Source organism: Phytohabitans aurantiacus (assembly GCF_027923225.1).
Lineage (GTDB): Bacteria > Actinomycetota > Actinomycetes > Mycobacteriales > Micromonosporaceae > Phytohabitans > Phytohabitans aurantiacus.
The window spans coordinates 49,475-62,302 of the sequence record NZ_BSDI01000003.1 but is presented as its reverse complement, the minus strand read 5'-3'; the positions used below and the strand labels follow the sequence as shown (position 1 = coordinate 62,302).

The 12,828-nt window shown below is 70.9% G+C and carries 10 protein-coding genes and 1 pseudogene; 5 read left to right on the top strand and 6 right to left on the bottom strand.

The window, feature by feature from the left end:
- Positions 1 to 52: 52 nt before the first annotated feature.
- Positions 53 to 277, bottom strand: coding sequence for an FmdB family zinc ribbon protein (locus QMG73_RS04060; RefSeq protein WP_281892523.1), 225 nt, complete (start codon positions 275 to 277; stop codon positions 53 to 55).
- Between the two features lie 63 nt (positions 278 to 340).
- Here QMG73_RS04060 and QMG73_RS04055 point away from each other — a divergent pair, with 63 nt between their 5' ends.
- From QMG73_RS04055 to QMG73_RS04035, 5 genes and pseudogenes are all read left to right on the top strand, one after another.
- Entirely contained in the window at positions 341 to 1,474 is a 1,134-nt protein-coding gene (locus tag QMG73_RS04055; protein WP_407676744.1) for a lytic transglycosylase domain-containing protein, read from the top strand.
- Positions 1,475 to 1,546: 72 nt separating this feature from the next.
- The gene (locus QMG73_RS04050) at positions 1,547 to 2,566 is read left to right on the top strand and encodes a GNAT family N-acetyltransferase (RefSeq protein ID WP_281892640.1); all 1,020 of its coding nucleotides are present in this window, start codon (positions 1,547 to 1,549) and stop codon (positions 2,564 to 2,566) included.
- A gap of 63 nt (positions 2,567 to 2,629) precedes the next feature.
- Positions 2,630 to 5,494, top strand: a pseudogene (locus QMG73_RS04045) (lamin tail domain-containing protein); the annotation flags it as partial.
- Positions 5,495 to 5,563: 69 nt separating this feature from the next.
- On the top strand, positions 5,564 to 6,079 hold the full coding sequence (locus QMG73_RS04040; RefSeq protein WP_281892521.1) for an RNA polymerase sigma factor: 516 nt from the start codon (positions 5,564 to 5,566) through the stop codon (positions 6,077 to 6,079).
- A 26-nt stretch (positions 6,080 to 6,105) separates the two neighbouring features.
- Complete coding sequence (locus tag QMG73_RS04035) at positions 6,106 to 7,161, top strand: hypothetical protein (RefSeq protein ID WP_281892520.1); 1,056 nt, start codon at positions 6,106 to 6,108, stop codon at positions 7,159 to 7,161.
- Positions 7,162 to 7,210: 49 nt separating this feature from the next.
- Here the strand turns inward: QMG73_RS04035 and hemB are convergent, their stop codons facing one another.
- From hemB to QMG73_RS04010, 5 genes are read right to left on the bottom strand one after another with little or no spacing between them, the layout of a single operon-like run.
- Positions 7,211 to 8,194 (bottom strand): porphobilinogen synthase, encoded by a 984-nt coding sequence (gene hemB, locus QMG73_RS04030; RefSeq protein ID WP_281892519.1) that lies wholly within the window; start codon positions 8,192 to 8,194, stop codon positions 7,211 to 7,213.
- Positions 8,194 to 9,774, bottom strand: a complete 1,581-nt coding sequence (locus QMG73_RS04025) for a bifunctional uroporphyrinogen-III C-methyltransferase/uroporphyrinogen-III synthase (protein ID WP_281892518.1) — start codon at positions 9,772 to 9,774, stop codon at positions 8,194 to 8,196. The genes hemB and QMG73_RS04025 overlap by 1 nt, the downstream gene beginning before the upstream one ends.
- Positions 9,758 to 10,687, bottom strand: a complete 930-nt coding sequence (gene hemC / locus QMG73_RS04020; protein ID WP_281892516.1) for a hydroxymethylbilane synthase — start codon at positions 10,685 to 10,687, stop codon at positions 9,758 to 9,760. The genes QMG73_RS04025 and hemC overlap by 17 nt, the downstream gene beginning before the upstream one ends.
- Positions 10,684 to 12,039, bottom strand: a complete 1,356-nt coding sequence (locus tag QMG73_RS04015; RefSeq protein ID WP_281892515.1) for a glutamyl-tRNA reductase — start codon at positions 12,037 to 12,039, stop codon at positions 10,684 to 10,686. Before QMG73_RS04015 ends, hemC begins: the two co-directional genes overlap by 4 nt.
- Complete coding sequence (locus QMG73_RS04010; RefSeq protein ID WP_281892513.1) at positions 12,036 to 12,794, bottom strand: redox-sensing transcriptional repressor Rex; 759 nt, start codon at positions 12,792 to 12,794, stop codon at positions 12,036 to 12,038. The genes QMG73_RS04015 and QMG73_RS04010 overlap by 4 nt, the downstream gene beginning before the upstream one ends.
- Positions 12,795 to 12,828: the final 34 nt, after the last annotated feature.

Genomic DNA, 12,828 nt, shown 5'->3' with positions numbered 1-12,828 from the left:
TAGGGTCAGAAATAGACATCCTTCTGGCCCTTTACTCCACGGTAGTGGGGCATTAGCCGCAGCCACAGCCGCCACCGCAGCAGCCGCCACCAGCCGAAACGGGGCCGGCGGCCGGAGCGCTGCCGCCGCCGCGACCCGTGAACGCGACGGTGGAGAGGAGCTTGACCGTGTCGCCGTGGCCCTGCGGGCACGTCGCCGGGTCGGCCGAAGCGGTCATCGGCCGATTGACCTCGAAGGTGTCGCCGCAGGCGCGACACCGGAACTCATACCGGGGCATGAGGAAAGGGTACGGCTTGGACGCGGGGGTGGAACCCGCCGTGTTATGCGCAATACTCGACGGGTGGTGGACGGGGAGGCGACACCTGAGCGCCGGCTTCGGTCGGCGTCACCGGAATGGGATGGACCGCTCGGTAGCTCCGGAGCGGCACCCGAGTCTGCCCCGAAGGCACCCGAGGTAAAGCCCGAGCCCGCACCCGCCAAGCCCGAGGCTGAAAAGCCGGCCGAGCCGGTTGCGAAGCCGGTCACCACGGAGACAAAACCGGATGTGCTGGAGGTCGGGCCTCGGCCGTCGCGGATCCGCATCCCGTACGCGCACGCCCTGCGCCGCCTCCCCCGGCCGCGCCAGGTAGCGGGCGCCACCCGCGCGTGGGCCGGCCGCCCGAGCGGCCAGATCACCCTGCCCGGCCTGCTCCTCGCCGCCCTCGTCGGCATCGGCGCCGCGTCCGGGGCGGTACTGATCCCGGCGACCGCGACCGACCGCGCCGCTGGCACCGCCACGCCGACGCCGGAGGCCACCGAATCGCTCGCACCCGACGCCGGTGGACCCGGCGCGACAGGTGGGCCGATCACCCAGTACCCGACCGGCTCCACCTCACCGACCACCGGCACCGGCACGACGAGCGGGCGCCCGGCGGACGTCCTCGCCAACTGGGCCTCGCAGGCCGCGAGCAAGGTCGACGTGCCGTTGGTCGCCATGCAGGCGTACGGGTACGCGGAGCTCGTGGTCGCGCAGACCAACCCGTCCTGCAACCTGAAATGGACCACCTTGGCGGCGATCGGCAAGGTGGAGTCGAACCACGGGCGCTTCAACGCCACGCTGTCGACTAACGGACAGTCCCTGCCGCCGATTCTCGGCCCACCGCTCAACGGCCAGGGCGGCACGCAACGCATTCTCGACACCGACCAGGGCCAACTCGACGGCGATCCGACGTATGACAAGGCGGTCGGCCCGATGCAGTTCATCCCCACGACCTGGCGCCAGCACGCCGTCGATGCCGACAATGACCAGGCCAAAGATCCGAACGACATCGACGACGCCGCACTCGCCGCCGGCAACTACCTCTGCCAGGGAGGGCGCAACCTCTCCGATGGGCAATCCTGGTGGAACGCCATTCTTTCGTACAACGACGTGCGGCCGTACGCGCAATCGGTATTTGACGCGGCAAATGATTACGGGGCCAAGAGTCGCACTTAGCGTCACCTCGTGGGCACTTTGACGGACAAGACCCTTCCGCTCACCTGCGCCCCAAGGCAAGCTAGACGGGTGATGGTACGCGAGTGGGACTCCCGGACTGCGCCGTCCGCGGAGATTGAGTCCTTGCTGGACACTCTCAACGCGGTACTCGCGGCCGATCTCCCGGAAGACCCGTTGTGGCAAAACGGTTCGCTGCGCGAGTACCAGTCCGAGACGATGCCCGGTGAACGGCGTATCTCGTGGGTCGCCGAGGAGCCGAGCACCGACGGCACGCCCGGCCCACTCGTCGGCCACGTCAACGTGCTGCTGCTGGGTGACATCGGGGTCGTCGAGCTTTTCGTCCACCCCAAGGTTCGGGGCAGCGGCCTGGCGCATCAGATGCTGGCCAAGGCCGTCCGGCGCACATACGACGAAGGCTTCTCGGCTATCGGCGTCGAGGTCGTGGGCGGCACACCGGCGGTCAAGTTCTACGAGTCTCTCGGCTTCGACCGGGAGTACGTCGAGACCCGCAGCGTGCTGAAGCTGTCCACGGTGGACTGGCTGGCGGTCGGCGAGATGGCGCGCGGCATCGGCAGCGGCTACCGGGTCGAGTTCTTCCCGGGCGGCCCGCCAGACGACCTCATCGAGGAGTACGCGATCGCGAAGGCGGCGGTGCGCGAGGCCGAAAACGGCGACCTCGACCTGCGCCCCAGCTCATACGACCCGCAGCGGCTCCGCGACAGCCTGGCGTGCCTGCACAACCGCGGCATGAAGCCGTACATCGTGCTGGCGATCCACGAGAAGACCGGCGCGGTCGCCGGGCTCACCGAGGTCGTCGTGCCGGCCCAGCACCCCACGCGGGCCGACCAGTACGACACGATCGTCGTGCCAGATCACCGCGGCTACGGCATCGATCGGGCCATCAAGTCCAGGATGCTCTTCGAGCTGCGCTCGGCCGAGCCCAAGCTCACCGACGTGCAGACCTGGAACGCGCTCGACAACGAACCGATGCTGAAGGTTAACGCCGAACTGGGGTTCCAGCCCGATCGCGAGTGGTACGAATACGGCGCCGACGTGCCCGCGCTCCTGCATCGGCTCGACCCGAAAACCTGATGCCGATCTGAGGCTGGCACGCCTTAACGTGCGTTCTACTGTGTCCCGCCTTGTGGAGGCTCCATGCGCCCGCGCCGCTTGTGCGCTCTCATACTGACCGCCGTCGCCATACCCGCCGTGGTGGCGGTCGCGCCCACCGCGGCGATCGCCGCCCCGACAGATCTCTTCATATCCGAATATGTCGAAGGTTCGTCGAACAACAAGGCGATCGAGCTTTACAACGGCACCGGCGCCGCCGTCGACCTCGCGGCCGGCGGTTACCAGCTCCAGCTGTACTTCAACGGCGGCACCACCCCGACGAGCTTCGCGCTGACCGGCACGGTCGCCACCGGTGACGTGTTCGTGTTCGCGCACGCGTCGTCAGCCGCCGCGATCCTGGCGCAGGCCGACCAGACCACCGGCTCCGGCCTCTTCAACGGCGACGACGCCGTGGTGCTCGCCAAGGGCGGCACTGTTGTCGACGCGATCGGCCAGGTGGGCGTCGACCCGGGCACCGAGTGGGGCACCGGCCTGAACAGTACCGCCGACAACACGCTGCGGCGCCTGCCCACGATCAGCGCGGGCGACACCGAGCCGGGCGACGCGTTCGACCCAGCGACACAGTGGACAGGGCTGGCCGCCGACACGTTCGACGGTCTCGGCTCGCACACGATCGAGGGTGGCGACCAGCCGGCCGTCCTGGCCTGTGGTGGCACGCTCACCACCGAGGCGGGCAGCGCGGCCACGCGTACCGTCACCGCGACCGACCCCGACGACACCGTCGTCGACCTCGCGGTCAGCGCGACGACGGCCTCGATCTCCCGCACCTCCTTCACACCCGCGACCGCGACCGGCGGCACCGCCACCGCGGTCGTCACCGCGGCGGCCGACCTGCCGGCCGGGTCCTACCCGGTCACCATTACCTCGACCGACACCGACGGCACGACCGCGACCTGCGGGTTCACCGTCGAGGTGACCACCGTGCGCACGGTCGGCGAGATCCAGGGCCAGACCCTCGACAGCGAGCAGGGCAGGGCCGACCGGTCACCGTTCGCTCCCGCGTCCGGCACCGGCACCAGCGGCTCACTGTTCGACGTACGCGGTGTCATCACGCAGCGCACGCTGGCTCGCAGCTCGGCCGGCGCCAACCAGTACGGCTTCTTCCTGCAGAGCCGGGCCGGCACCGACGACGGCGATCCGACCACATCGGACGGCATCTTCGTGTTCATGGGCTCGTTCACGTCGCTGATCGGCGGGTACGTGCCGGTCGTCGGCGACGAGGTCGTGCTGCGGGCACGGGTCTCCGAGTTCTTCAACCTGACCCAGCTCTCCAGCGCCTCCCTGGTGCGCACGCTCGACACCGGCGTCACCGACGTCGCGGTCACCGACGCGAAGCCGCCGGTCGACCTCACCGCCGCCGACCGGTTCTGGGAGCGGCACGAGGGCATGCAGATCCGGGTTCGTTCGGGCAGCGGCGCGGTGAGCGGGCGGGACGTCTTCGCGTCCACCGCCGACTCCGAGATCTGGTTGGTCGACCGCGACAGTGGCCTGCTGGACCGGCCGAACGAGTACGGCCGCCGGGTGTTCCGCGACGCGCACCCGCGCGACAACAACGTCAACGAGCTCTTCGACGACGGCAACGGCATGCGGATCATGCTGGGCAGCATGGGTGTCAAGTGGACAGCCCAGGACAACACCACGCTCCTGCCGCCCGCGCACACCTTCGACACGCTGACCGCTGACGCCGTGGGTGGCCTGTACTTCTCGTTCGAGAAGTACGGCGTACAGGCCGCGACCGCTGCCTTTGCCAGCGGCGCCGACCCGTCGGCCAACCACCCGCCGCAGCCCGCCCGGCGCGACCGGCAGTTCGCGGTGGCGACCTACAACGTGGAGAACCTGTACGACTACCGTGACGACCCGTTCGACGGATGCGACTTCACCGGCAACGCCGGCTGCACCGGGGTCAGCCCGCCGTTCGACTACGTACCGGCGAGCGAGGCGGAGTACCAGGCGCAGCTCGGTGACCTGGCCGACCAGATCACGAACGACCTGCACGCGCCCGACCTGATCCTCGTGCAGGAGGCGGAAGACCAGGACATCTGCTCGGTGTCCGGCGGTTCGCTGGTCTGCGGCGCTGTCGACAACGCCGACGGCGCGCCCGACACGCTGCAGGAGCTGGCGCTGCGGATCGCCGCTGACGGTGGGCCGGCGTACACGGCGGCCTATGACCGCGACGGCGCCGACGACCGGGGCATCACGGCCGCGTTCCTCTTCCGCCCGGACCGGGTCGCGCTCGCGGCTCCCACCGCCGACGACCCGGTGCTCGGCTCCGCGCCGACCGTGTCGTACCGGGCCGCCGGCCTCGCCCACAACGCCGACGTGCAGAACCCCAAGGCGCTCAACGCCGACCTGCCGTCGGATGTGGACACCTCGACCGGTGTCGACGGCTCCGACGTCTACACGCGGGCTCCGCAGGTCGGCAAGTTCATCCTGGACGGACAGACGACGCTGTGGGCGGTGAGCAACCACTACTCGTCCACGCCGCAGGCGCGCGTGGGCCAGCGGCGGGAGCAGGCCGCGTACGGTGCCGCGATCGTGTCGGCCATCGGTTACGGGGCGCGCGTCGTGTACGGCGGCGACCTGAACGTCTTCCCGCGCCCCGACGACCCGGTGTTGCCGGTCTCCGACCAGCTCGCGCCGCTGTACGACGCCGGCCTGCACAACCTGTGGGAAGACCTGGCGCGGGAGGTGCCCAACTCGGCGTACTCGTACGTCTTCCAGGGGCAGGCGCAGACGCTCGACCACCTCTTCGTGACCGGGACGCTCTACGACCAGCTCGTGCAGATGCGGGCCGCGCACGTCAACGCCGACTGGGCCGCCGACCACGACGGAGACGGCTCGCGCGGCTCCAGCGACCACGACCCACAAGTAGCCCGCTTCCGCAACCGCCCCTGACGGCTCCATGAGGTTTGATGCCCCCGCCGGGAACGCCCGGCGGGGGCATTGCGTGTACGGGGTATGGGACTGACCACGACGGAGCCAGCCGCACTCGCCGATGAAGGGGTGCCGGCTTCGTTCGAGCAGTTCTACCGGGCATACCTCGACCGGGTGTACCGGGCGCTCGCGATCACTCTGGGCAGTGACGATCTCGCGCGGGAGGCCACGGACGAGGCGATGGCCCGCGCGTACGCCCGATGGCGCAGGGTCGCTGACCTCGACAATCCGGGTGGCTGGGTGTACAGGGTTGGGCTGAACTGGGCCACGTCCCGCTGGCGCAAGCTGCGCCGGGAATTCCGAAGCCCACCGTCCGACGGGGACCGGCTCACGGCGGCTCCCGACCCGGCCGCTATCGCCGCCCGTACCGCTCTGGAGCGGCTGCCCGTGGCGCAGCGCGCCGTCGTCGTCTGCCGGGTGCTGCTCGACCTGTCCACCATCGAGACCGCCAGCGTGCTCGGGATCGCCGAAGGCACGGTCAAGAGCCGGCTGTCACGTGCCCTCGACGGGCTGCGCGCGGAACTCACCGAGGAGGAGTGAACATGTCCTCAGTACCCGATGAGCTTGTGGAAACCGTGCGCCGGGCCGCAACGGCGCCGAACGCGCACGGCGGTGATCTCGCGTCCGTGCGGCGGCGTGCCCAGCGCCGCCGGCGCCGTCGCCATGTGGCCGCGCTGGCCTGTGCCGCTGCCGTCGCCGGAGCAGCGGCCCTCGCCGTGCCCATATTGGACCAGGAGGCAGTGCCGCCTGCTGCCGTCAAGTCTGCGCAGCGCCTGATGCTGAACGACATCAGCGGCCGCGGCATAGGCCTGATAGCGAAGGATCCCGCGACCGGACACGTCGGGCGGATTGGCGCCGCCGAGGTCCTGGACGACGGCTCCATCGCGTTGATCGGGGCGCGGCAGCTCAACAGCGTGCAGTCGGTCATGGCGATACCCGGCGGGCCCGTGGTGATCGTCGGCGAAATACTGGAACGCGGCGGCGTCTCCCGGGGAGGCCTCGTAGTAGCTCCGGACGGCGGTCCCGCGACGCGTTACGACGTCGCGTCCGACTGGAGCATGGTCCAGCTCGTGGGGGTTGGCGACGGCGATGTCTACCTCCTGCGTTCGGATGGTCTGACGGCCCGCGACCTCGCCACCGGCAAAGAGCACTTCCTGCTTAGCCGTGACGACTTGGGCTACAGCGTGAATCCCGCTCCCGTCGGGCTCGGCAAGCGGTTGGCGATCGACGTTGCCGCCGGTGTCGCCGCGCTGGCGAGCAGGTGCGAGCTGCGCATCGTCGATCTGTCGAGCAGGCGGCAACGGGCCAAGGCCGACCTGCCGTGCAACGTTGCCTACACGTGGGTCCGGATATCACCGGACGGGCGACTCGCAGCGGTCCACTACACCGAGGGCGCCAAGCGCCGGCTGGCCGTCGTCGAAACCCTCACGGGTGCGCTCCGCCTCGACCAGGTCCTCGAAACCATCACGTCCCGAGACGTGCTCCATGACTTCCAGACACCATTCGGCATGGCCTGGACCGACGCGCAGACCCTGCGCGTGGCTTGGCTGGGGCCAAACACAGCGTCCAAGAATCTGGCGGACACACTACAAGTCCGGACGGTGCCGGTCCCTAAGCAGTAGTCGAGGCCGCCGGCGCGTGCTGGCGGGAGCGAAAGCGATGGTCGAAAGGTCAGTAGCGGGCGCGCAACAGGCGGGCGGCCTCGACGGCCCAGTACGTCAGGATCATCTGGGCGCCGGCGCGGCGGATCGACGTGAGGGTCTCGAGGATCGCGGTGTCGCGGTTGAGCCAGCCGTTGGCGGCGGCCGCCTCGACCATCGCGTACTCGCCGGAGATCTGGTACGCCGCCACCGGGACGTCTACGGCCTCGCGGACCGCGGAGATGACGTCGAGGTACGGCAGGGCCGGCTTGACCATCACCATGTCGGCGCCCTCAGCGACGTCGAGCGCCACCTCACGCAGCGCCTCGCGCAGGTTGGGCGGGTCCTGCTGGTAGGTGCGGCGGTCGCCGACCAGCGACGACTCCACGGCCTCGCGGAAGGGACCGTAGAAGGCAGACGCGTACTTGACCGCGTACGCCAGGATCGCCACGTCGGCGTACCCGGCAGCGTCGAGCGCCCGGCGCACCACGCCGACCTGGCCGTCCATCATCCCGGAGGGTCCGACGACGCCGGCGCCAGCCGCCGCCTGCGCCACGGCCATCTCCGCGTACGCGGCGAGCGTGGCGTCGTTGTCGACCGTGCCGTCGGGCGCGAGCAGCCCGCAGTGCCCGTGCGAGGTGAACTCGTCGAGGCACAGGTCGCTCATCACGACCGTCGCGTCGCCGATCTCGGACACCACATCACGGATCGCGACGTTCAGGATGCCATTCGGGTCGATGCCGCCCGAGCCGGCGGGATCCTTCGACACCGGAACGCCGAACAGCATGATGCCGCCGACACCCGCCTGGACGGCCTCGACCACCGCCTTGCGCAGCGAGTCACGGGAGTGCTGCACCACGCCCGGCATCGTGCCGATCGGCCGCGGCTCCGCCAGCCCTTCCTTGACGAACATCGGAAGGATCAACTCGGACGGCGCGACCCTGGTTTCTTCGACCAGCCGCCGCATCGCCGGCGTACGGCGAAGGCGGCGGGGTCGCACATCCGGATAGGACATCAGCGGAACCTCAAAGCCGTGGGCCCTTGGACCTTCGAGCCGCGGCGCTGCTTGGCAGGCATGGCGGCCAGCTTCTCGCGCAGCTCGACGGCGTACGTGGCCAGCGCCTCGACCAGATCGGGCACCGAGGAGTGACCGGGCTGAACGTCGACACGCAGCCCGAACTCGTTGGCCGTCTCGGCCGTCTTCGGGCCGATCACGGCGACCACGGTGCGGGCGTGCGGCTTGCCTGCGATACCGACCAGGTTACGCACGGTCGAGGACGACGTGAAGAGCACCGCATCGAAGCCGCCCGATTTGATCGCGTCGCGAATCTCGGCGGGCGGCGGGGCGGCGCGCACGGTTCGGTACGCCGTGACGTCGTCGACCTCCCAGCCACGCTCGATGAGCCCGGCGGCGAGTGTCTCGGTGGCGATGTCGGCGCGCGGCAGCAGTACCCGACCCACCGGGTCGAGCACCTCGTCGTGCGGCGAGAACTCGGCCAGCAGGCCCTCGCTGGACTGCTCGCCGGCGGGGATCAGCTCCGGCTGGATGCCGAACGCGCGCACCGCGTCGGCGGTCGCCTCGCCGATACAGGCGATCTTGACGCCGCCGAAGTGGCGCGCGTCGAGCCCGTGCTCGCCGAACTTCTCCCACACCGCGCGGACCGCGTTGACCGAGGTGAAGACCACCCAAGCGTACCGGCCGTCGACCAGGCCCTTGACCGCGCGCTCCATCTGGGCCGGCGTGCGGGGCGGCTCGACCGCGATGGTCGGCACCTCGCAGGGGATCGCGCCGTACGCCCGGAGCTGCTCGCTCATCACCCCGGCCTGCTCCTTGGTGCGCGGTACGAGCACCTTCCACCCGTACAGCGGACGGTTCTCCCACCAGCTCAGCTTGTCGCGCTGGGTGACGCCCACGCCGAGGGTGAGCACGACCCGGCCGGTGAAGCCGAGCGCCGCCGCGACGAAGCTGTCGACGGTCGACGTGGTCGTGTACTGCGTCTCGCCGGTGCCGTCGCCGGTCACGGCGACGGCGGTGGTGCCGTCGACGCCGGCCGCGAGCAGCCCGTCACGGACGGCGGCCAGGTCACCGGCGTCGATCGCGAGCGCCACCGAACCGCGGGAGATGGCGCCGCCGAGCGCCTCGAAGTCGAGCGCGGACACGTCGTCGACGTCGGCGGCGGTGCGCAGCCCCGGCAGCGGCACGCCGGCGTACGTGGACACGCCCTCGGCCTGACCCACCCCCGGCACGACCTCGAAGTGCACGGCCGTACGCGCGACCGCCTGCACCTCTTTGATCACCGCGTCGTGCCCGAACGGGTCACCCGCGACGAGGTGTACCGCGTGCTGGCCGGAGCGGGCCGCGGAGATCAGCACCTTGGCGACGTCGCCGGGTGCCCCCTCCGCGGGAGTGAACTGGGTGTCGTCCTTGGCCTCGGCACGGATCGCGTCGAGCAGCGCCTCGGCGACGCTACGGTCGTAGATGACCTGGTCGGCGTCGACCAGTGCGTCGTGCGCCCGGCGGGTCAGCAGGCCGGGATCGCCGGGACCGGCCCCGACGAACGCGATGCGGCCTGCGGGCTTACGGGTGCGGGTCATTCTGTGCTCCCAATAGGGTGTCGGCGCCGGCGTCGAGAAGATCGGCGGCCAGCTTCCTGCCGATCTCCACCGCGTCGGCGGGCGTACCGGTGCGCGACAGCCGGATGTCACGAGCGCCATCCGTGCTGATCACCGCACCGCGCAGGTAAATCTCCTCGCCGTCATCGCCCTCGGCGACCTCGGCGAAGGCGGCCACCGGGGCACTGCACCCAGCCTCGAGGGTGGCCAGCATCGATCGTTCCGCGATGACCGCGGCGCGGGTCGATGCGTGGTCGAGCCTCCCCAGCAGCTCGACCAGGTCTTGGTCGTCAGCCCGGCACTCCACCGCCAGCGCGCCCTGTGCGGGGGCGGGCAGCATCAGCATCGGGTCGAGGGTCTCGGTGATCTCGTCGGTGCGACCGAGGCGGGCGATGCCGGCGCGCGCCAGCACCACGGCGTCGAGCTCGCCGTCGTACACCTTGCGCAGCCGGGTGTCGACGTTGCCCCGGATCGGCACCACCTCGAGCTGCAGTCCGAGCGCGTGAAGCTGGGCGATCCGGCGCAGCGCGCCGGTGCCCACCCGGGCTCCGGGCGGCAGCTCCGCGAGCGTGCGGCCACCGCTGGCCACGAGCGCGTCGCGCGGGTCTTCCCGAGGTGGTACCGCGGCCACCTGAAGCCCGTCCTGTGGCGCGGTGGGCAGGTCCTTGTACGAGTGGACGGCGAAGTCGATCTCCTTGGCGGCCAGCGCGTCGCGCAGGGCGGAGACGAACACGCCAACGCCGAGCCGCTGTACCGGCGCCGAGGAACGGTCACCCGCCGTCACGATCTCGACGAGCTGCACGTCTTGACCGGTCGCGGCACGCACCGCGTCGGCGACGTGCTGGGACTGGGCCAGGGCAAGCGCGCTGCCGCGCGTGCCGAGCCGGAGTGTCACCTGTCGCCCCCGATCTCGGGCACGGCGTCGGCCTGCGCGGTGTGCGGCACGTCGAGGTCGAAGAGCTCCCGCAGCAGGGCCGCGTACTGGTCACCGCCCGGCTCGGCGGCGAGCTGGCGCACCCGTACGGTCGGCGAGTGCAGCAGCCGCTGGACCACCCGGTGGACGGTGTGCGCGACGTCGGCGCGCTGCTCATCCGTGAGGTCCGGCCGGCGCTGTGCGAGCCGGCGCAGCTCGGCGGTCACCACGTCGTCGGCCCGGCTACGCAGGGCGGCGACGGTGGGCGCGACCTCGGAGCCGCGCAGCCAGGTGAGGAACGCCTCGACCTCGGTGGCCACGATCTCCTCGACGGCGGCCTGGTCGACGGCGGCTGGACCGGAACGCAGCGTGTGGGCCAGGCGGTCGATGTCGACGACCACGACACCGGGCAGCTCTGCGGCGGCGGGCTCGACGTCGCGCGGCACCGCCAGGTCGAGGATGACCAGCGGCCGGTCTCGCCCTTCGATGGCGCGAGCGATCACGTCGCGGCTCAGCACGTGCTCGGTGGAGGCGGTGGCGCTGGCCACGAGATCGGCGCTGGCCAGTGCGGCGGGCAGGTCGCCGAACGGCACCGCGAGCGCGCCGTACGCGGCGGCGAGCCGCTCGGCCCGATCGGCGCCCCGGTTGGTGACGGACAGCGGCCCGGCACCCGCCCGGGAGAGCGTGGCCAGCGACAGCGCGCCCATCGCGCCGGCGCCCACCACGAGGGCGGGCCGCCCCGCCAGGCTGGCCGGGTGGTCGTGCTGGCAGTCGGCGTCGAGCAGGCAGTCGTGGCTGCCGTCGAGGACGGAACCGGCCACGGCGAGGGCGGCGGTGACGACGCTCTGGCCGGCCTTGTCGATACCCGTCTCGGTGTGCGCGCGCTTGCCGACCCGCAGTGCCTGCTGCATCAGCTCGTGCAGCAGCCGCCCGGTCGTGTCGCGCTCGGTGGCGGCGTGGTACGCGTCGCGGAGCTGGCCCAGGATCTGCGCCTCGCCGACGACCATCGACTCCAGCCCGGCGGCGACCCGGAAGGTGTGCTCGACCGCGGCGGCGTCGTAGTGCACGTACAGGTGGCTGGCCAGCTCGTTTGGCGTGCAGCCGGCCCGGGCGGCGAGGACGCCACAGATCTCGGCGAGCCCGCCGTGGAAGGCGCCGACCGCCGCGTACACCTCGACGCGGTTGCAGGTGGAGAGGACGACCGCCTCGCTGACGTACTGCTGGGCGACCAGCCGGTCGAGCGCGTCGCCAAGATCGGCAGGCGCCACCGCCAGCCGCTCCAGCACAGCGACCGGGGCGGTGCGGTGGGACGCGCCAACGACGATCAACGTCATGAACCGACCGCCTCCTCGGTGCCTGTCGCCGCGAGCCCGCCCGGCAGCGCGGTGAGGCCGCCTGCCGCCGGCAGCGCGATCAGCGATGCCTTGCGGTGCTCGTGGAACGAGAGTATTTGCAGCTCGATGGCGAGGTCGACCTTGCGCACGTCGACACCGTCCGGTACCGAGAGTACGCACGGAGCGAAGTTGAGGATGCTCGTCACGCCGGCAGCGACCAGGCGATCCGCGACACTTTGCGCGGCGGTGGCCGGTGTGGCGATCACCCCGATCGCGATCGACTCGGCCTCGGCGATCTCCGGCAGCTCGTCGATGTGCCGCACGACCAGGCCATTGATGTGCTCGCCGACGCGACCGGGGTCGGCGTCGAAGAGGGCGGCGATGCGGAACCCGCGGGAGCCGAAGCCGGCGTACCCCGCTAGAGCGTGACCAAGGTTACCCACGCCGACGAGGGCGACCGCCCTGCGTTGGGTGAGCCCCAGCACGTACTCGATCTGGTCGATCAGGAGCGCGACGTCGTAGCCAACCCCGCGCGTGCCGTAGGAACCGAGGTGCGACAGGTCCTTCCGGAGCTTGGCCGAGTTGACTCCAGCGGCACCCGCAAGGGCCTCGCTGGACACCGTGTCGTTGCCGGACTCCGCGAGATGATGCAGTGCACGCAGGTACTCGGGGAGCCGGGCGACCGTCGCCTCCGGAAGATCCGGGAGGGCAGGGACCTGCTGACTCATGTGTCTCCGTGCTCGTGGGGGCCCCACTGTCGACAACCAGGGCCGGTTGTGCTAGCGGGGC

Coding starts and splice junctions, on each gene's coding strand:
- QMG73_RS04025 (WP_281892518.1), bottom strand. CDS start 9,774: ATGACCCGCACCCGTAAGCCCGCAGGCCGCATCGCGTTCGTCGGGGCC.
- QMG73_RS04040 (WP_281892521.1), top strand. CDS start 5,564: ATGGGACTGACCACGACGGAGCCAGCCGCACTCGCCGATGAAGGGGTG.
- QMG73_RS04060 (WP_281892523.1), bottom strand. CDS start 277: ATGCCCCGGTATGAGTTCCGGTGTCGCGCCTGCGGCGACACCTTCGAG.
- hemB (WP_281892519.1), bottom strand. CDS start 8,194: ATGTCCTATCCGGATGTGCGACCCCGCCGCCTTCGCCGTACGCCGGCG.
- QMG73_RS04015 (WP_281892515.1), bottom strand. CDS start 12,039: ATGACGTTGATCGTCGTTGGCGCGTCCCACCGCACCGCCCCGGTCGCT.
- QMG73_RS04050 (WP_281892640.1), top strand. CDS start 1,547: ATGGTACGCGAGTGGGACTCCCGGACTGCGCCGTCCGCGGAGATTGAG.